We start from the raw sequence: 18,604 nt of genomic DNA, 5'->3' as shown, positions 1-18,604 counted from the left end.
AGAACTCCCGGGTCTGCACGGTCGTCCGGTACGAACGCATCGCCATCGGCCGGCAGCCAGGCGCCGCTTGGCCCGCACTGCCCCAGTCTCGGCTCCGCTCGACCGGGACCCCATGACGCTGCACGGCTGGAGCGCCCACCACATGCTGGGTGACCTGCGCTCCCCGCACGCCGGTACCCTGCGGCTCACCGCGAGCCGCTGCGCGCCGCCGACCTGCTCGACCAGGTCGCCGCCGACGCCGCCTCGGTCGCTCTGCGCACCGAGACCGACGATCCGGCCTGGCTGGACGCGACCCGGTACGGATGCGGCAGGCCCTCGGGAACCTGGTCTCCAACGCGCTGCGGCACACCCCGGCCGACGGCACGGTCACGCTCGCCTTCCGCCGGGACGGCGCGGACGTCGTCCTGGCCGGGACCGACACCGGCACGGGGATCGCGTCGGAGGATCTGCCGTATGTCTTCGACCGGTTCTGGCGTGCCGAGAAGTCATGCAGCCGCCGCACCGGCGGCAGCGGGCCTGGGCCTGCCGATCGTGCGTCACCTGGTCGCCGCCCATGGCGGCAGGGCCGGCGCCGCGAGCGAGTCCGGCGCGGGCGCGGTCTTCAGGCTGCGGCTGCCCGCCGCGGAGCCGCCCGGCGACGCACCCTGACGGCCCGCGGGTGGGGGGTCGGGTCAGAGGGAGTGCGGCCGGAAGCGGGCGCGGCGGTGCAGCGCGCGGCGCTCCAGCTCGGTCGTACCGGCCCAGATGCCCATGCTCTGGCCCGTCCCCAACGCCCAGTCCAGGCACGGCTCCCGGACCGGGCAGTGCGCGCACACCGCCTTGGCCTGCTCGGTCTGCACCTGGGCGGGCCCGGTGGTTCCGACGGGGAAGAAGAGGTCGGGATCTTCGTCACGGCAGGCGGCGTGGTCGCGCCAGTGGTCCATCGAAGTCTCCTGGATCGGATGGAGTGGATCGGATGGAGCGGATCGGGTCGAAGTCGTCCGTGCCTGTCCTCTGCGTGGTCCGGGTTCGGGTGACCAGGGCGGCGCGGTGTGAAACGGCGCGTGCGGCAGGGGGACCGCGCGAGGGCCGCGATCCGGCCACCGGCGCGCGTACGGCGCGCAGGCGAGCCGTATACGCTCAACAGGCCGGGAAACGGGGCGAGATGGGCCATCGGGCCGCGGGCACCCGTGCCCGACCGGGCACCGGTGACGCGGAGCCGGAGAGGGAGGACCAGGCGGGACCGCCGTCCGCCGCGCCACTGCCCGGCCACCGTACTGCGCAGGTCCCCTCTGGTGGGGCGAAACGGATAAACCGTGACGGGGCCGTCAGCGGCGCAGCGCCTCGGCCGCCGTCGCCGTCACCGCCTCGGCCAGTGCCGCGAGCGCGGGGGAGTCGAGCTTCCACTGCTGCCAGTACAGCCTGACGTCCATCCACGCGTCGGGGGCGAGGCGCGCCAGCCGGCCCTGGGCGAGCAGCGGGTCCGCCTGGGCCTCCGGCACCATGCCCCAGCCGAGTCCCGCGGCGACCACGTCCAGGAAACCCTCCGAGGTGGGCACCTGGTGCCTGAGCGGGCCGGCCGAGCCACGCCCCAGCCGGCGCACGAAGGCGTCCTGGAAGTCGTCCTTGCGGTCGAAGGACACGACGGGGGCCAGGGGCAGTGCCTCCGGCAGTGGCCGCCCGCTCAGGTGGGTCTCGGTGAACTCCGGTGTGGCGACCGGCAGATAGCGCATCCGGCCGAGCGGCCGTGCGGTGCAGCCCGGCACCGGATCGGCGGCGGAGGTCACGGCCGCCATCACCAGGCCCTCGCGCAGCAGGGCCGCCGTGTGGTCCTCGTCCTCGCGGTGCAGTTCGTAGCAGAGTCCCGCCACCCGGGTCAGCGCCGGCAGGAACCAGGTCGCCAGGGAGTCCGCGTTCACCGCCACCGACACCCGCGTCGCCTCCCCGGCCCCGCTCAGCCCCAGCTCGCCCCGGGCGTCCCGCTCCAGCCGCGCGAGCTGCCGGGCGTAGCGCACGAGCACCGCGCCGGACTCCGTGGCCCGTACCGGTTTGGTGCGCTGCAGCAGCACCCGGCCGGTGCGCTGTTCGAGTGCCTTGACCCGCTGGCTGACCGCCGACGGCGTCACATGCAGGGCGGCCGCGGCGGCGTCGAAGGTGCCCTCGTCCACCACGGCGAGCAGCGTCCGTACCTGGTCCAGGGGAAGCTCCGTCATCACAAGCGCTAAGGATACGTAAGAATCTTTAGCTGGACTTGGGCATGCGGTGTTCCTAGCGTCGACGGCATGAACCACGCCCTGACCGCCGCGGCCGCCGGATTCGGCACCGGCCTCTCGCTGATCGTCGCCATCGGCGCCCAGAACGCCTTCGTCCTGCGGCAGGGGGTGCGCCGCGACGCGGTCCTCGCCGTGGTGGGCATCTGCGCCCTGTCCGACGCGGTGCTCATCGCGCTCGGCGTCGGCGGGGTCGGGGCGGTGGTGGTGGCGTGGCCGGGCGCGGTCCGGGCGGTCGGGCTCGTCGGGGGCGTCTTCCTGCTCTGCTACGGCGCCCTCGCCGCCCGCCGGGTGCTCAGACCGGGCGCCGCCGGACTGAGCGCGGCGGGGGAGGCCGCCGGCTCCCGGCGCCGGGCGGTGCTCACCTGTCTGGCGATGACCTGGCTCAATCCGCATGTCTACCTGGACACCGTGTTCCTGCTCGGCTCCCTCGCCGCCGACCAGGGCGCGCTGCGCTGGACCTTCGGACTCGGCGCCGCGCTCGCCAGCCTGTGCTGGTTCGCCGCGCTCGGCTTCGGCGCCCGGCTGCTCGGCCGCTACCTGGCCCGTCCGGCGGCCTGGCGGATGTTGGACGCGCTGGTGGCCGTCACCATGCTGGCGCTGGGGGCCACCCTCATGGCCGGATCCTGAGCACATCTGTTCGCCGAACAGGAGTTGCTGAGATAGTTAGGCTCTCGAAGCGAAAAGATGTAGCGAGCAACCTCTATCGGCAACAGGACACCCGTGGACACGAGCGAGAGCGGTACCACCGAACCCGACGCCGTCACGGACGTGGCGCCCCCGCCCCGGCGCGGCTGGCGCCGCTGGGCCATGGACACCCGTCCGCTGCGCATCCCCGCCTACCGGCGCCTGTGGTCCTCGACCATCGTCACCGCCGTCGGCAGCCAGCTCACCGCCGTCGCCGTGCCGAAGCAGATCTACGACATCACGCACTCCTCGGCCTGGGTCGGCTACGCGAGCCTGGCGGGCCTCGTGCCCATGGTGGCGTTCGCGCTGTGGGGCGGGGCGGTCGCCGACACCGTGGACCGCCGCAAGCTGCTGCTGGTCACCAACTCCGGCATCGCCGTGACCTCGCTGCTGTTCTGGGCGCAGGCCGTCACCGGGCTGGACTCGGTCGTCGTCCTCATGGTCCTGCTGGCGCTGCAGCAGGCGTTCTTCGGTCTCAACTCCCCGGCCCGCAACGCCTCCATCGCCCGGCTGGTCCCCGCCGAGGAACTGCCCGCCGCGGGCGCGCTCGGTTCCACCGTGATGCAGACCGGCCTGGTGGCGGGCCCGCTGCTCGCCGGTGTGCTGATCCCGGTCATCGGGCTGCCCGTCCTGTATCTCATCGACGCCCTGGCGCTGTGCGTGACGGTGTGGGCCGTCTTCCGGCTGCCCGCGCTGCCGCCGCTCGGCGACGGCCCCGCCCGCCGGGCCGGGGTGCGCGAGATAGCCGCCGGGTTCCGGTACATCTCCCGGCACAAGGTGCTGCTGCTGTCCTTCCTCGCCGACATCGTCGCCATGGTCCTCGGCATGCCGCGCGCCCTGTTCCCGCAGCTGGCCGCCCAGACCTACCATTCCTACGGCGAAGGGCTCGCGCTCGGCGTGCTGTTCGCCGGCATCCCGGTCGGCGCGGTGCTCGGCGGCCTGTTCTCCGGGGTGTTCTCGCGGGCCCGCCGGCACGGCTGGATGGTCATCGGCGCGGTCGTCGGCTGGGGCGTGGCCGTCGCCGGCCTCGGGCTGAGCGGCAACCTGTGGGTGGCCCTGGCCTTCCTCGCCGCGGCCGGTGTCGCCGACATGGTCTCGATGGTGTTTCGCGGTGCGATCCTGCTGTCGGCGGCGACCGACGAGATGCGCGGCCGGATGCAGGGCGTGTTCACGGTGGTCGTCGCGGGCGGGCCGCGCCTGGCCGACGTCCTGCACGGCACGGCCGGCTCGGTGTTCGGTCCCCGTGCCGCCGTGGCCGGCGGCGGCGCCCTGGTCGTCGTGGTGATGCTGGCCCTGGCCGCGGCCGTACCGGCACTGCGCCGCTACCGCATCTGAGCTACAGCAGGCCGGTGCGGCGCTGGATCGCGTACTGGTCCATCAGCTTGCCCCGGGTCGTCTCCAGGCGGTGGGCGAGGATCTCGGCCACCGTCCGCACCAGCGAGAGCCCGAGCAGCGGATCCTCCACGCTCAGTGCGAGCACGGAGGGCCCGTCGAACTCGTAGGCCCGTACGTTGCTGAACGCCGCGGCGCCGAAGTCCCACCGGTACGGCGGGAACAGCCAGGACCAGCCGAGCAGGTCACCCGCGCCGAGCGTGGCCACCGTCACCCGCTGCCGGGCGGTGACCTGCTGGTCCAGGTGCACCGCGCCCGACCGGATCACCCAGAACCGGTCGGCGGCGCCGCCCGCCTCGAAGATGCGCGTGTCCTCCGGGAACGAGACCTCCTCGGCCAGTTCCATCAGGCGCTCGCGCTGCGCCTGGGGCAGGGCGGTCAGCAGTTTTATCGCTTTGGTCATGGCGCGGGGCTCCTCGCCGGCAGCGGTTCGGGTGCTTTCCCTCAAGCCCATTTCAGCCGCTGCGGCTGCTCCGGGCACCTCGAAGGAGGCGGATTTCCTCGCCGGATCCCCGGTCCGCCGCCGGTTCCGGGCAGCAAAAAGCCCTGGCTGGACGGGGGAGACCAGCCAGGGCCGTATGCGGTGACGCCATGGGGGAGGAAGGACGGTTCCGGTCACCCCCGGCATCACGTATGTGTGAACGGTAAACCATCTGACGTACGTTTGGGTAACCAAAAGTGGGTCACGTGACCTGTTTCACGCCTTCCGCCTCCGCCGGTACCGTGCCCGGGCTGATGATCTCCTCCAGCACCCGCTCCACCGCCTCGAACGCCCGCGCCCGGACCGCGGCCTCCCACGCGCCGTCCGGATCCGTCGTCTTCATGCTCTGCGCACGCTCCCGCCAGACCAGCTCCTCCTCGGCCGCACGCTCCCGGCCACGCTGGATGCGCCGCAGCAACTCGTCCGCGTCCACCACATTGGTCATACCCCTCGGGTACCCGCGACGCCCCGGGTGATGACACCGGCACCCATGGTGTTTGAGCGCGCCCGAAGGGGTCAGCCGAGAAGGAAGAGAGAGGCGAGTAATCCGGGCATCGCTCAAGGAGGAAGGCATGCGCGTCAGGCACCGGACCAGCTCCTCCGCAGCCCTGCGGGAACCGCCCCACCAGCTACCCACCCGGCCGGCCGACGCGCGCAGAGCGGTGCGGCGCGTGGTGGCCGAGCGATGCCGGGCCCGCGCCGTCCCCTGCCGGGCCGAGGCCATGGAAGACGTCCTGCTGGTCGTCTCGGAGCTGACGACCAACGCCATCCTGCACGGCGGCGGCATCACCGGCTTCGACGTCGACGTCGACTCCGCCGGCGTACGCGTGTCGGTGAGCGACCGCAGCGCCGCGATACCCGTGACCGTCCCGCCCGTCGACGAGCGCGGTCACGCCCGGCCCGGCGGCCGCGGCTGGCCCATCGTGTGCCGGCTGGCACAGGACGTGCGGGTCGCCGAACTGCCCTGCGGCGGCAAGCGCATCACGGCCGTCGTACCGCTGCGCTGAAGCCTCCCGGAAGTTCCCCCGCGGTGTTTGCCCCTCCGCGGCGAGGGGCAGGCGGACCCTCGTGCTTCGGACCGGAGGCGCGCGCCCGGCGGGAGCAGTACGACCGCCGGGGTCCCCTTCCGGCGGACCGGGCGGATCACCCGCGGCCCACCCCGACCTCACCGTTCGGGCAGGCCCCGGAACCCAGTTCCGGCCCCGTGCCCTGAAACCACGTTCAGGAGCGATTCCGCATGCTGACCGACCAGTCGACACGCCGTCCCGGAACGTCCGCCACGACCGCCGACGCCGCACCCGCGCGCCGGACCCATGATGACGCCCCCGACACCGCGGAGCTGTTCGCCCGGCTGGCGAACCTGCACGACGGCCCCGGGCGCGACGCCGTACGCGATGAACTCGTCGCCGCCTGGCTGCCCATGGCGCACCGGATCGCCGGCCGCTTCCGCGACCGGGGCGAGTCCGCCGAGGACCTGCGGCAGGTGGCCGCGCTCGGGCTGGTGAAGGCCGTCGACCGGTTCGACCCGTCCCGCGGGGCCTTCGAGAGCTACGCCGTACCGACCGTCACCGGCGAGATCAAACGGCACTTCCGGGACCGGATGTGGGCCCTCAGGGTGCCGCGCCGCATTCAGGAACTGCGCAACCGGGTGCGCATCGCGCGCCGCGAACTCGCCCAGCACCCGGGCAGCCCCGAACCCACCGTCACCGACATGGCCGCCCACACCGGCCTCACCGAGGAGGAGGTCGCCGCGGGCCTGGAGGCACTGGAGAGCTACAGCACCCTGTCCCTGGACGCCGAACTGTCCACCGGGGACGACGGCTACAGCCTCGCCGACACCCTCGGCGCGGCCGACGCCTCCTACGACGTCGTGGTCGACCGCGAGGCCGCCAAGGAGGGGCTGCGCCGCCTGCCCGAGCGCGAGCGTGCCATCCTCTACATGCGGTTCTTCGAGGACATGACGCAGAGCCGCATCGCCGACCGGCTGGGCATCTCCCAGATGCACGTCTCCCGGCTGATCAGCCGCAGCTGCGCCCGCGTCCGTGACGAGGCGATGGGCCGGCGCGCGGGCGGCGCCGGCCCGGCCTGAGAGCGCGGCCGACGGGCCGTCACTTCCTGGGCCGGTCCGCCCCGCTGGTGATGCCCAGCGGCCGGGCCAGGCCGAAGACCGCCTCGTCCAGGCGCTGCAGATGGCGCAGCACCCGGTCGGTGACCCGGCCGTAGCGCGGGGTGCGCAGGGTGCCCGGCCCCAGCATCGAGGCGATGCTGGAGCCCCGCTCGATCTCCGCCGTGGCGCGCGGGTCGGCGACATGCGCGGCGATCGCCTCGATGTTGTGCACGATCCGCGCGCACGCCCCGCGCAGCCGGGGATCCGCCGCGATCGACGGATGCGTCGGCAGCAGCTCGGCCGTCGCCGCGAGCGAACGCCCGTGGTAGGCGCAGGTCTCCAGCAGCGCCACCACATACCGGGCGGTGTCCCGGCGGGCCCGCAGCGGGGCGATCGGGTGGGTCAACGGCTCGGTGGCCGCGCGCAGGTCGGCCAGCGCCTGGTCCAGATCGCGGGCCTGCTCCACCAGATCGTCGCCCGCCCCGCCACTCAACTGCTCGACGGCGGCCCGCGTGACATCGGCGAGCCGGTTCAGCACCTCGACGAGAAGCTCGTTGGTACGGCGGTCGGTGTGGATCGGCAGCACCAGCGCCGCCGCGATCACCCCGCAGGCCGCGCCGAGCGCCGTCTCCTCCACCCGCAGCACCAGCACCGCCAGGCTGTAGGTGTTCAGCAGCGTGTACAGCAGCCCCAGCATCGCCGTGACGAAGAACGACATCAGCGTGTACGACAGGGGCGCCGAGTAGAACATCGCGAAGATGAACACCAGCACCAGCGCGAACGCCGTCCAGGTGTGGTGCCCGACCAGCCCGGCGAGCCCGATGCCGGCCACCACACCGAGCACCGTGCCCAGCAGCCGCCGGTAGCCCTTGACCAGGATCTCGCCGGTGGAGGCGGTGTTGAGGAAAACGATCCAGCAGGTCAGCACCGCCCAGTACCAGCGCTGACTGGACAGCAGCTCGCCACCCGCGATGGCCAGCGCGGAACCCACGGCCACCTGGACCGCGGCCCGCGTCGTGGGCCGGCTGAGCCCGGTCGGCTCCGGCGCCTCGGTCTCGGCCTCCTCGCCCGCCTCGATCGCGGCGTCCTCCGCGTCCAGCTCCTCGCGCGAGCGGGCCGTCGCCGGGCTGTCGTCCGACTCGTCCTGCGGTCCGTCGAGGGCCAGCCGCAGACCCAGGGCCGCGCGGGCGGCCTCGCCGAGGCCGCGGAAGACGTCCTGCACGGCCGGAGCGGCCGCAGGCAGGTTCTCCTCCTCGCGGTAGCCGAGCAGCCGGTTGCGCACCTGGGCGAGCGCGGTGCCCCGGGCCTCACCGACCGGCCGCAGCATCAGCACCCGCAGCGCCTGCAGGTCCCTATGCAGCGCCGCCGTCGCCTCGTCCCGCACCGGCAGCTCACCGCCGGACGGCAGCGGGGCGCCCGGCAGATGGAGGGTCAGGGTGTTGGTCCGCTCGGCGCTGCGCGCGGTGAGCAGCAGCAGGCCGAGCCGCTCGGAGGCGATCTCGGCGTCGGCGATCCGGCGCTGCAGCAGCCGGGCCGTCGCCTCGTCGGAGGTGCCTTCCTCCAGTTGCCCCTGGATCAGCAACGCCGTCTCGTGCAGCCGCGCGGTGGCGGTGCGCAGATCCTGCAGGACCTTCTCCACCTCACCGGGGCCCGCGTCCAGCAGCTCGGCCTGGACGGCGATCAACTGGGCGAGCCGGGCACGGAACGCCCGCCGCAACCGGTCCAGGGTGCCGGCCGGGGTCTGCGGCAGCAGTACGAAGCGGGCGGTGGCGCTGCACGCGAACGCCACACAGATGACCCCGTACAGCGCGGGCAGCGTGGCGGCGGTCGCGTGCACGAACAGCGAGAGGAAGTAGATCTGAAAGCCGATCAGGCCCAGCGCCGTGCCGCGGTCGCCGAACCGCCGGCCGTAGACCGCGCAGAAGATGAGGACGACGAAGAACAGGTCCCCGACGACGACCCGCTGGTTCAGCAGCGCGCCCAGCGACACCGAGGCCAAGGCCACCGGCAGGCCGAGCCCGAGCGTCACGGCCTGCTGCGCGCGCTGCTTGTCGCGGACGGCGAAGGTCGACACCATCGCCGCCATGGCACCGGCGACCAGCTGGGGCACCGGCACCCGCACAGCGGCCAGGACAGCCAGGGTGAGCGCGATCGCGGTGACCGTGCGCAGACCGGCGGTGAGCCTGAGCAGCCCGGGATCGGACGCCGCCAGCCGGTCCCGCATCCGTACCCGCCCAGGCCGTCCCGCTGTGCTCACGCCGCCGCGCTCTCTCCCGTGCCGGAATCCGATCTACGGCCCAGCATCGCACGACAGCCCGGGCCACCTGCCCTCGGCCGGCACAGTGATCAGCGGCCCTCAGCGGTCCGTGTCACATCACGGGCTCCCCGCGCCCTCCGCCCGGGCCCGCACCTGTTCCGGTGTCAGATACGAGTCGGTGAACTCGAAGTCCTTCAGCCGGGCGGGCTTGCGGGCCTGGAAGCCGGTGCGGACGAAATCGTCGCCCGCGACCGCGTTCAGCAGCCAGTTCGTCATCACCCGGGTCTTGGCGACGTTGGTGCGCAGCGCCGACCAGTGGTACCCGCGGGCCACCGCCTGGGCCGACACCCCGCGCAGCTCGACGCCGAGCGGCTTGGACACCGCGTCCTTGCCGCCGAGGTCGACGACGAGACCCAGGTCGCGGTGCACATACGGCTGCAGCGGCTGACCCCGCAGGGTCGCGATGACATTGTCGGCGACCTTCTTGCCCTGGCGCATGGCATGCTGCGCGGTCGGCGGGCAGACCGCCCCCTCCTCGCTCTTCGCCAGGTCCGGTACGGCGGCCGAGTCGCCGAGCGAGAACACCCCGTCGTAGCCGGGCAGGGTCATCTCCGGGGTGACCACCAGCCGGCCCCGGGCCGTCTCGGCACCGAGCGTGCCGATCAGCGGGCTCGCCACCACACCGGCCGTCCAGATCAGCGTGTGCGTCGGCACCACCCGGCCGTCGGTGAAGGTGACCTCCTCCGCCCCCGCCTTCTCGATCGACACGCCCAGCGACACCTCGATACCGCGCCGCCGCAGGATCTCCTGCGCGCTGCGGCCGAGTTTGTCGCCCAGCTCCGGCATCAGCTTGGGCGCGATGTCGATCAGATGCCACCTGATCAGGCCGGGGTCCAGACGCGGGTAGCGCGTGACGGCCGCGTGGGTCAGCCGTTGCAGACAGGCGGCGGTCTCGGTGCCGGCGTATCCGCCGCCGACCACCACGAACTGCAGCCGCGCGGCCCGCTCGACCGGGTCGTCGCTGGCGTCGGCGAGGTCCAGCTGGGTGATGACGTGGTCGCGGATGTAGGCGGCCTCGGCGAGGGTCTTCATCCCGAAGGCGTTGTCGGTCAGCCCCGGGATGTCGAAGGTGCGGGTCACGCTGCCGGGGGCCAGCACGAGGTAGTCGTAGGGCTCGTTGACGATCTTGTCGGTGATGGTGCGGACGACGCACACCTTGGCCTTCAGATCCACCCCGATCGCGCCGCCGGGCAGGATCCGGGTGCGGTACTTCTTGCTGCGGCGCAGGCTCAGGGCGATCGACTGCGGTGTGAGCACACCGGAGGCGACCTGGGGCAGCAGGGGCAGATACAACTGGTAGGAGTACGGCGTCACCAGGGTGACGTCAGCTTCGGCGGGAGCGAGCTTCCGCTCCAGGCGGCGGACGCACTCGACTCCGGCGAAGCCTGCGCCAACCACCAGGATCCTGGGTCGTGTCACGGCGTTCATCCCTCTCTGCGGCTCCAGGCGGTCCGACTCGACGCCGTTCGCTTGCCCTGGATCGATGCGCACCACCCTCGATCCCACCGTGGCCCGAGCCGTTCCGCCAGCTGGGGGCGGCAGGCAGACGAACGCGTGGGCACCAGCATGCCCCCGCTCGGGGTGGAGTAACCGGCCATCGCACATTTACGCGTCGTACGCGCACCCGGCGTACCCGTGGCGTGACCGGCGCGGCGCGGGGCGTCACCAGGGGAGGAACACATGGATGTCCTTGCCCTCGTCGTGGACGATGACGCTGACCTGAGTGCACAGCGTGTGCACCAGATGCCAGCCGATGCCGCCGCCGCCCGCACGCGGACGGAAGGGCCGCGGCTTCGGCCTGGCCGTGCTCGTGTCCCGCATCGTCACATGGACACCGTCGAAGGTGCGGCGCATCCGCAGCCCGAACGGCCCGGGCGCGTACTGGATCGCGTTGGCGGCCAGCTCCGTCACGACCAGCAGGATGTCGTCCCAGTATTCGTGTGCGGCCGGCGGCGACCGGGTGGCGAGCGTGCCCAGGAACTCCTCCGCGGCCAGCCGTGCCTCCGTGACGTTGCACAGCTCACCGGCGAAGGAGAAGGTGCGCTCGAACCTGTCCTCCGTAGGCGGTGTGTCGTTTCCGCGCGGCTCCCGTGCCATCTGGCATTCCCGTGTCCCGGCCGGTCGAAGGCCCGGGCGGACCCCCGGCCGGGACGGTCGTCGGTGCTGATCCGTTCTGCCCCAGTCGAGTTCCCGCAACGGTACGGGCTATCCGTGCGCCCCGGTCGCAGGCCGTACGACCGCATCCGACGGGCGCCGGACGTCAGCGGAAGACGTCGTCCGGCTCGTCCCAGTCGGCCGGCTCCTGCCGGACCCGCGCGGCCCGGGACCGCGCCTGGTACATCGCGTCGATCTCGGCGGCACAGTGGCGCACGATCGCGTCCCGGCGCAGTTTCATCGACGGGGTGAGCAGTCCGTTGTCCGCGGCGAACGGCTCCGGCAGGACGCGGTAGACCCGGATGGACTCGGCGCGGGACACGGCGCTGTTCGCGGAGGCGACGGCTCGCGCGATCTCCTCCCGCAGCGCGTTCTCCTCCCGGGTCTCCCGGCCGGGGCTGTCGCCCTGGAGCGCCATGCCGGCCCGCCAGTGCGCGAGGAACTCCGGGTCCAGGGTGATCAGTGCGCCGACACAGGGCCGGTCGTCACCGATGACGACCGCCTGGTGGACGAGCGGATGCATGCGCAGCCGCTGCTCCAGCGGGGCCGGGGCGACGCTCTTGCCGCCGCTGGTGACGATGATGTCCTTCTTCCGGCCGGTGATCGTCAGATAGCCCTCGGAGTCCACCTGCCCGATGTCCCCGGTGGCCAGCCAGCCGCCGCGCAGCACGGCCCGAGTCGCCGGCTCGTCCCCGACATAGCCCTGGAACACCGACGGACCGCGCACCAGGACCTCCCCGTCGTCGGCCACCTGGACCTCGGTGCCCGGCAGCGGCCGGCCCACGGTCCCGGACTTCGCCCGGCCGAGCGGCTGCATGGTGATCCCTCCGCAGGACTCGGTGAGGCCGTAGCCGTCGTTGATGACGACCCCGATGCCCTCGTAGAACAGGGTCAGTTCACGGCTGAGCGAGGAACCGCCCGAGGTGCCGCGCACCACCCGCCCGCCGAGCGCCGCACGCAGCCTGCGGTACACCGTCCGCTCGAACAGCGCGTGCTGCAGCCTGAGTTCGAGCCCGGGCCCCGGCCCGGTGCCCAGGCGGTGGCGTTCCTCGGCCGCGGCGAAGTCCCGCGCGGTCTGCGCGGCCCGCTCGAACAGGGCACCCCGGCCCGTCTGCTGCGCGGTGCGCAGGAACCTCTTGTACAGCTTCTCGAACAGCGACGGCACGCCGTACAGATACGTCGGCCTGAACGTGCCCAGCGCCGACGCCAGCGTCGCCTCGGTCGGCTCCGGTTCGTGTGCCATCAGGACCCCGCCCCGCACACACATCAGCATGATCATGATGCCGTACACATGGGAGAACGGCAGGAACGCCAGCACGGACGGCTGCTGACCCGGCGGCGCCGCGGTGTGCGCCCAGCCGGCCAGCAGCGTGTCGCAGGGGTAGGCGAGGCCGCGGTGGCTCAGTGCGCAGCCCTGGGGGCGGCCGGAGGTGCCGGAGGTGTAGACGACCGCCGCCGTGGCGTCCGGCAGCACGATCCGCCGCAGCGACTCCACGGTGGTGTACGGCACCACCGCGCCCTGCCGGACCAGTTCGGGCACCGCGTCCGCGTCCAGCTGCCAGACGTGCCTGAGCCGCGGCAGCCCGGCACACACGGTGCCGACCGTCATGACGCCCTGCTCGTCCTCGACCACCACGGCCACACAGCCGGCGTCCCGCAGGATCCACTCGGCCTGGTCGCGCGAGGAGGCCGGATGGATCGGCACGACCTCCGCGCCCACCGCCCACAGCGCATGGCTGAACACGGTCCACTCGTAGCGGGTGCGGGACATCAGGGCCACCCGGTGGCCGGGCGAGATCCCGGCCGCGATCAGCCCCTTGGCCAGGTCCACCACCTCGTCCCGCAGCTCGACGGCCGTCACCTCCTGCCAGACGGTGGCCGCGGGATCCGCGCGGTGAGCGAGCACCGGCAGCGTGGGGTTGCGCTCCGCGGTGTCGAAGACGCTGTCGGCGAGGCCGCCGGTGAGCGGCGGGGCCACGGCGGGAGCGAGGGCGAGGTCGCGCATGCGCTGCTCCAGGGTGTACGGAGGGTCACACCGCCGATCGGCTCTGTGTCGGCGGTGCTCGAATGTAGCCGAGGTGAGCGCGTTCGGTGCGGGGAACGGGGAAGTCGTGATCAGCTGATGACGTGGGCGTGTCCTCGGGTCTCCGCGGAGCCGCGCTCAGAGCCGGGTCAGGGGCCGGGCGCTCAGCCCTGGGTGTGCCGCACGCACTCGGTGACGACCTCCCGCAGGCTGCCGGCCTGCTCCAGCAGCCGGCGCTGCTGATGAGCCCCGTTGCCCCGGCGCAGCAGCTCCGTGACGCCCTGCTCGGCGCGCTCGGTGTCCCCGCACGCGGTGAGGGCGTCCCCGGTGTACTCCAGCAGCGAGCGCAGCACCTCCGGTGCGGGGCGGGGCTGCAGGGTCACGGGGTCGAGCAGGTCCTGCTCCAGCCCCGACCGGGCCGCCTGCCAGGCGCCCAGCCGGAGCACGCTCACGCTGTGGTCCGGCGCCGGCCGGCCGGCCCGCCAGTCGCGCGCCGCCGTCTCCACCAGGGCGCGGGTCAGGGTGGCGACGAGCACGGCGGTCTCCGCGCACAGGCAAACGTCCGCCACCCGGATCTCCACGGTCGGGCAGTGGGCGGACAGGCGCGCGTCGAAGTAGGCCATCGCCTCGTCCAGGATGACGCCGGTGGCCATCATGTCCCGCACCCTGCGGTGGTAGCGCTCGGGGGAGACGAACAGCTCGGTCGGGCCGGCCGAGGGCCAGCGCTCCCAGACCCGGGTCCGATAGCTGGCGTAGCCGGTGTCGGCGCCCTGCCAGAACGGAGAATTGGCGCTGATCGCGACGAGCACCGGCAGCCAGGGACGCAGCCGGTCGAGCACCGCGACGCCCTCCTCGTCGGACTCCACTGCGACATGGACATGGCAGCCGCAGACCATCTGGTCGCGGGTGCCGACCCCGTACCGGTCGGCCAGCCACGCGTAGCGCTCGTTCACGGTGAGCAAGGGGCTGACCGGGAGCGGGGAGGTGGCGAGCGCCGCGACGGCGCAGCCGAACTGTCCGGCGTGCCGGGCCGCCTCCTTGCGGCAGCGCACGATCTCCTCGCCCAGGTCGGCCATGTGCGTCTGCGGATGCGTGGCGAACTCCAGCATCTGCCCGAACAGCTCCTTGTCGAACACGTCCTGCCCGGGATCGTCATGGGCGACCTGAGCGAGGACGGCGGCCGCCAGCGCCCTCGGGCCGCCGTTGTCCGGGTCGACCAGAAGGAGTTCCTCCTCCACACCGACGGTGCGCACGTGGTGCCACCCTTCCGCGTTCATGCCACGCGGGGCAGTCATGGGCCGGTGCGGCCCCGACTGCCCCGGGACGGGCCGTCGACACCTGCGGTTCAGCGCTCCGGCGCCAGCCAGACCGTGGCGAGCGGCGGAAGCGTCAGCCTCACTCCATTGTCCTCGGGTTTCAGCGGCCCGGCGCTGCCCACCCCGCTGCCGCCGTAGCGGACGTCGTCGGTGTTCAGCTCCTCCCGCCAGGCGGGGACGTGGTCCGGGACCCACAGCCGGTAGTCCTGCCGGACGACCGGGGAGAAGTTCGACACCGCGAGCAGGGGGGAGCCGTCGGCGGCGAAGCGCAGGAAGGCGAAGACGTTGTCGTCCGCCGCGTCGCACAGCACCCACCGGAAGCCGCCCGGATCGCTGTCCCGCTGCCACAGCGCCGGCGTCGCCCGGTACACGGTGTTCAGGTCCCGGACGAGATCCTGTACGCCCCGGTGGTCACCGGCCGAGTGGTAGTCGTCGTCGAGCAGCCACCACTCGGGACCGTGCGGCTCGGACCACTCGGCCCCCTGCGCAAACTCCTGCCCCATGAACAACAGCTGCTTGCCCGGATGGGCCCACATGAAGCCCAGATAGGCGCGGTGGTCGGCCCGCCGCTGCCACCAGTCGCCCGGCATCTTCGACACCAGGGCCCGCTTGCCGTGCACGACCTCGTCGTGGGAGATCGGCAGGACGTAGTTCTCGCTGTACGCGTAGACCATCGCGAAGGTCATCTCGTGGTGGTGGTACTTGCGGTGCACCGGCTCCTTCTGGATGTACTGCAGCGAGTCGTGCATCCAGCCCATGTTCCACTTCAGCCCGAAGCCGAGCCCGCCGCTGTCCGTCGGCCGGGTCACCCCGTCCCAGGCCGTGGACTCCTCGGCGATGGTCACCACGCCCGGGCAGCGCCGGTAGACGGTGGCGTTCATCTCCTGCAGGAAGGCGACCGCGTCCAGGTCCTCCCGCCCGCCGAAGACGTTCGGCTCCCACTGGCCGGAGTCCCGCGAGTAGTCGAGATAGAGCATGGAGGCGACGGCGTCCACGCGCAGCCCGTCGATATGGAACTCCTGGCACCAGTACACCGCGTTGGCGACGAGGAAGTTGCGCACCTCGGTCCGGCCGAAGTCGAACTCGTACGTCCCCCAGTCCGGGTGCTCGGCCCGCCGCCAGTCCCCGGGCTCGTACAGCGGATCCCCGTCGAACCGGGCCAGCGCCCAGTCGTCCTTGGGGAAGTGCGCCGGCACCCAGTCCATGATCACGCCGAGGCCGGCCCGGTGCAGCGCGTCCACCAGGAACCTGAAGTCGTCCGGGGAGCCGAGCCGGGGCGTCGGCGCGTAGTACGAGGTGACCTGATAGCCCCAGGAGCCGCTGAACGGATGCCCGGCGACCGGCATCAGCTCGACATGCGTGAAGCCCATCTCCTTGACATAGGCGGGCAGTTCGTCGGCCAGCTGCCGATACGTCAGTCCGGGCCGCCAGGACGGCAGATGCACCTCGTACACGGAGAACGGCGCCTGGTGCACGGGCGTGTCGCCCCGGTGCGCCATCCACTCCGCGTCGCCCCACTCGTACCGCGACACCTCGACGACCGACGCCGTGTCCGGTGGCACCTCCGTGCGCCGCGCCATCGGGTCGGCCTTGAGGAACCGATGGCCGTACCGTGAGGTGATCTCGAACTTGTACCGGGCGCCCTCACCGATCCCGGGCAGGAACAGCTCCCACACCCCGGACGCGCCGAGCGAGCGCATCGGGTACTGGGTGCCGTCCCAGTACGTGAAGTCCCCTGCCACCCGCACCCCTTGGGCGTTGGGCGCCCACACGGTGAAGCGGGTGCCGGTCACGCCCTGATGCGTCATCGGCTCGGCACCGAGCGCCTGCCACAGCTGCTCGTGCCTGCCCTCCCGGACCAGATGCAGGTCCAGCTCGCCGAGAGCCGGCAGGAAGCGGTACGGATCGTGCGCCTCCTGCTCGGCGTCGTCGTACGCCACCAGCAGCGTGTACGACGGGATCTCCGGGTAGGGCAGGACGGCCGCGAAGAGACCGTCGCCCTCCGACACGAGCGGATGGCGCACGCCCTCGACCACGACGCTCACCACCCGCGCGTTCGGGCGCAGCGCCCGGAACAGGATGCCGCCCGGCACCGGGTGGGCGCCCAGCAGGGCGTGCGGATCGTGGTGGGCGCCGCCGAGCAGCCGGCCGCGGTCGGCCGGGTCGAGAGGGAGCGCCGGGGCCGGTGCCGGGCCGGCGGTCTCGGGCAGCGAGGTGTCGCGCAGGGCCATGACGTCAGCCTCCCCACACGGCGAGCCGCTTGATCGCCGCCATCGGTACCGGCAGCCAGTCCGGCCGGTGTCTCGCCTCGTACAGCACCTCGTAGACCGCCCTGTCCGTCTCGTGCGCGCGCAGCAGCGCGTGCTTCTTCCGTGGATCCCAGCCGGCGCGGGCCGCGTAGCCCGCGCAGAACGCCTCCCGGCAGCGGCGCGCCCACTCGGGTCGCCAGGGGCGGCGCTGCCGGGCCGCGTAGTCGAAGGAGCGCAGCATCCCCGCCACGTCCCGCACCGGGGAGTGCGGGGCCTGCCGCTCGGCCAGCGGCCGGGACGGCTCGCCCTCGAAGTCGATGACGAACCAGTCGCGGCCGGCCCGCAGCACCTGCCCGAGGTGCAGATCACCGTGGATGCGCTGCGCGGGCGGCCCGGCGTCGCAGGTGGCGAGCGCCCCGAACGCGGCCCGCAGCCCCGGTACATAGGGCCGCAGCCCCGGTACGGCATGCGCGGCCGCGTCCAGCCGGGCGCACATCGCCCGCGCCGTACGGCCGTTCTCGCCCGGCCCGGCCGGGCCGAACGCCTCGGCGAGCGCCAGATGCACCTCGGCCATCGCCCGGCCCAGCTCGTCGGCCTCGGCGGTGAAGTCGTCGCCCGCGGCCAGCGCGCGCAGTGCCAGCGTCCAGCCGTCGGTCGCGTCCGGCAGGAACGGCTGCAGCACGCCCAGCGTGGCCGGCTGCGGGGCGGTCGTACCGAACCAGGCCACCGGCGCGGGCACCCGGGTGCACCCCTGAGCGGCCAGCGCGGCGGTCACCTCCAGGTCCGGGTTGACGCCCGGCTGGATACGGCGGAAGACCTTCAGGATGTACGCGTCGCCGTACACGATCGAGGAGTTGGACTGCTCGACGTCCAGCAGACGCGGCGGCAGACCGCCGGGCAGCTCGGCGGCCGGATCGGCCTCGAACCGCAGCGGCCCGGCCGAGCCGGGCCGCCGCAGCCGCTCCAGCAGAAGGTTCGCCGAGCGCGGGTCGTGGAGCGCGTCGTACACCGCTAGGCCGGCGAACGGTCCCTGTGCGGCCCGCCCGATGTACGCCCGCTCCAGCCGCGGGCTGTGCTGCTCGCGCAGCCCGAGCAGCAGCTGGTAGCAGTCGCCCGGCGGGTGGGTGCCGCCCGGCGTGGGCACGGGCGCGTGCGAGGCGTGCACCAGCAGATGCAGGCACCCCGGGAACAGCTCGGTGACGGACAGCACCGACAGATCGGTGACGGGCCGGTCCTTGCCCGCGAACCAGCGTTGCCCCGGCAGCCAGTGGCGCAGCAGCCCGCCCCACGAGGCCAGGGGTCCGTCACAGGTGGCCGCGGCTCTCGGGCGAACGGTGATGGTCTTCGGCATGACGCGTCCTTTCCTCGGCGCCCGTCGTCTCAGCGACGGCGGCCGATGCGGGATGCGACTCGGGTGAGCCGGAACCAGTAGAAGCCGTGGCCCTGCAGGGTCAGCAGGTAGGGCAGTTCACCGATGGCGGGAAAGCGGACCCCGCCGATCAGCTCGACCGGATGGCGTCCGTCATAGGCCCGCAGATCCAGCTCGGTGGGCTGTGCGAAGCGGGAGAAGTTGTGCACGCACAGCACCAGGTCGTCCTCGAACTCCCGGAGGAAGGCGAGGACCGCGGG

Annotated in this window: 16 protein-coding genes and 1 pseudogene; 5 read left to right on the top strand and 12 right to left on the bottom strand. The window is 72.8% G+C overall.

The features are described 5' to 3' along the window. Window positions 1–145: 145 nt before the first annotated feature. Window positions 146–648 (top strand): annotated as a pseudogene (locus AB0L75_RS13435) (ATP-binding protein); the annotation flags it as partial. A 23-nt stretch (window positions 649–671) separates the two neighbouring features. Here the strand turns inward: AB0L75_RS13435 and AB0L75_RS13430 are convergent. Continuing rightward, window positions 672–923, bottom strand: coding sequence for a WhiB family transcriptional regulator (locus AB0L75_RS13430; RefSeq protein WP_365179863.1), 252 nt, complete (start codon window positions 921–923; stop codon window positions 672–674). Between the two features lie 384 nt (window positions 924–1,307). After that, complete coding sequence (locus AB0L75_RS13425) at window positions 1,308–2,195, bottom strand: LysR family transcriptional regulator ArgP (RefSeq protein ID WP_365179860.1); 888 nt, start codon at window positions 2,193–2,195, stop codon at window positions 1,308–1,310. A gap of 66 nt (window positions 2,196–2,261) precedes the next feature. On the opposite strand from AB0L75_RS13425, the gene AB0L75_RS13420 reads away from it, so the two are divergent. Both AB0L75_RS13420 and AB0L75_RS13415 read left to right on the top strand, forming a co-directional pair. After that, a complete protein-coding gene (locus AB0L75_RS13420; protein ID WP_365179857.1) occupies window positions 2,262–2,879 on the top strand; it encodes a LysE family transporter in 618 nt (205 codons plus the stop codon). A gap of 93 nt (window positions 2,880–2,972) precedes the next feature. Further along, complete coding sequence (locus tag AB0L75_RS13415) at window positions 2,973–4,271, top strand: MFS transporter (RefSeq protein WP_365179854.1); 1,299 nt, start codon at window positions 2,973–2,975, stop codon at window positions 4,269–4,271. A gap of 1 nt (window position 4,272) precedes the next feature. Here the strand turns inward: AB0L75_RS13415 and AB0L75_RS13410 are convergent, their stop codons facing one another. Beyond that, a complete protein-coding gene (locus AB0L75_RS13410; RefSeq protein WP_365179852.1) occupies window positions 4,273–4,731 on the bottom strand; it encodes a cyclic nucleotide-binding domain-containing protein in 459 nt (152 codons plus the stop codon). Between the two features lie 280 nt (window positions 4,732–5,011). Next, on the bottom strand, window positions 5,012–5,254 hold the full coding sequence (locus tag AB0L75_RS13405; protein WP_365179849.1) for a hypothetical protein: 243 nt from the start codon (window positions 5,252–5,254) through the stop codon (window positions 5,012–5,014). Between the two features lie 127 nt (window positions 5,255–5,381). On the opposite strand from AB0L75_RS13405, the gene AB0L75_RS13400 reads away from it, so the two are divergent. Next, on the top strand, window positions 5,382–5,816 hold the full coding sequence (locus AB0L75_RS13400; RefSeq protein WP_365179846.1) for an ATP-binding protein: 435 nt from the start codon (window positions 5,382–5,384) through the stop codon (window positions 5,814–5,816). Between the two features lie 230 nt (window positions 5,817–6,046). Beyond that, window positions 6,047–6,898 carry a SigB/SigF/SigG family RNA polymerase sigma factor gene (locus AB0L75_RS13395; protein WP_365179843.1) on the top strand — a complete coding sequence of 284 codons (852 nt, stop codon included), beginning with the start codon at window positions 6,047–6,049 and terminating at the stop codon, window positions 6,896–6,898. A gap of 19 nt (window positions 6,899–6,917) precedes the next feature. Here AB0L75_RS13395 and AB0L75_RS13390 read toward each other — a convergent pair whose 3' ends face one another. The 8 genes from AB0L75_RS13390 to AB0L75_RS13355 form a co-directional block, all read right to left on the bottom strand. Beyond that, the gene (locus AB0L75_RS13390) at window positions 6,918–9,140 is read right to left on the bottom strand and encodes an FUSC family protein (RefSeq protein WP_365180613.1); all 2,223 of its coding nucleotides are present in this window, start codon (window positions 9,138–9,140) and stop codon (window positions 6,918–6,920) included. 150 nt (window positions 9,141–9,290) lie between these two features. Further along, window positions 9,291–10,661, bottom strand: a complete 1,371-nt coding sequence (locus AB0L75_RS13385; protein WP_365179840.1) for an NAD(P)/FAD-dependent oxidoreductase — start codon at window positions 10,659–10,661, stop codon at window positions 9,291–9,293. Window positions 10,662–10,895: 234 nt separating this feature from the next. Beyond that, complete coding sequence (locus AB0L75_RS13380; protein WP_365179838.1) at window positions 10,896–11,330, bottom strand: ATP-binding protein; 435 nt, start codon at window positions 11,328–11,330, stop codon at window positions 10,896–10,898. Window positions 11,331–11,493: 163 nt separating this feature from the next. After that, entirely contained in the window at window positions 11,494–13,392 is a 1,899-nt protein-coding gene (locus tag AB0L75_RS13375; protein WP_365179835.1) for an AMP-dependent synthetase/ligase, read from the bottom strand. Window positions 13,393–13,574: 182 nt separating this feature from the next. After that, window positions 13,575–14,663, bottom strand: coding sequence for a glutamate--cysteine ligase (locus tag AB0L75_RS13370; RefSeq protein WP_365179833.1), 1,089 nt, complete (start codon window positions 14,661–14,663; stop codon window positions 13,575–13,577). Between the two features lie 92 nt (window positions 14,664–14,755). After that, a complete protein-coding gene (gene glgB, locus AB0L75_RS13365; protein WP_365179830.1) occupies window positions 14,756–16,957 on the bottom strand; it encodes a 1,4-alpha-glucan branching enzyme in 2,202 nt (733 codons plus the stop codon). Window positions 16,958–16,961: 4 nt separating this feature from the next. Further along, complete coding sequence (locus AB0L75_RS13360; protein ID WP_365179827.1) at window positions 16,962–18,326, bottom strand: maltokinase; 1,365 nt, start codon at window positions 18,324–18,326, stop codon at window positions 16,962–16,964. A 29-nt stretch (window positions 18,327–18,355) separates the two neighbouring features. Further along, a partial coding sequence (locus AB0L75_RS13355) for an alpha-glucosidase C-terminal domain-containing protein (protein WP_365179824.1) occupies window positions 18,356–18,604 on the bottom strand: 249 nt, incomplete at its 5' end.

This window comes from Streptomyces sp. NPDC052101, assembly GCF_040680235.1.
GTDB lineage: Bacteria > Actinomycetota > Actinomycetes > Streptomycetales > Streptomycetaceae > Streptomyces.
This window is presented reverse-complemented; position numbering and strand designations above follow the sequence as displayed.

Coding starts and splice junctions, on each gene's coding strand:
- AB0L75_RS13400 (WP_365179846.1), top strand. CDS start 5,382: ATGCGCGTCAGGCACCGGACCAGCTCCTCCGCAGCCCTGCGGGAACCG.
- AB0L75_RS13390 (WP_365180613.1), bottom strand. CDS start 9,140: ATGCGGGACCGGCTGGCGGCGTCCGATCCCGGGCTGCTCAGGCTCACC.
- AB0L75_RS13395 (WP_365179843.1), top strand. CDS start 6,047: ATGCTGACCGACCAGTCGACACGCCGTCCCGGAACGTCCGCCACGACC.
- AB0L75_RS13430 (WP_365179863.1), bottom strand. CDS start 923: ATGGACCACTGGCGCGACCACGCCGCCTGCCGTGACGAAGATCCCGAC.
- AB0L75_RS13405 (WP_365179849.1), bottom strand. CDS start 5,254: ATGACCAATGTGGTGGACGCGGACGAGTTGCTGCGGCGCATCCAGCGT.
- AB0L75_RS13360 (WP_365179827.1), bottom strand. CDS start 18,326: ATGCCGAAGACCATCACCGTTCGCCCGAGAGCCGCGGCCACCTGTGAC.
- AB0L75_RS13375 (WP_365179835.1), bottom strand. CDS start 13,392: ATGCGCGACCTCGCCCTCGCTCCCGCCGTGGCCCCGCCGCTCACCGGC.
- AB0L75_RS13410 (WP_365179852.1), bottom strand. CDS start 4,731: ATGACCAAAGCGATAAAACTGCTGACCGCCCTGCCCCAGGCGCAGCGC.
- glgB (WP_365179830.1), bottom strand. CDS start 16,957: ATGGCCCTGCGCGACACCTCGCTGCCCGAGACCGCCGGCCCGGCACCG.
- AB0L75_RS13420 (WP_365179857.1), top strand. CDS start 2,262: ATGAACCACGCCCTGACCGCCGCGGCCGCCGGATTCGGCACCGGCCTC.
- AB0L75_RS13380 (WP_365179838.1), bottom strand. CDS start 11,330: ATGGCACGGGAGCCGCGCGGAAACGACACACCGCCTACGGAGGACAGG.
- AB0L75_RS13385 (WP_365179840.1), bottom strand. CDS start 10,661: ATGAACGCCGTGACACGACCCAGGATCCTGGTGGTTGGCGCAGGCTTC.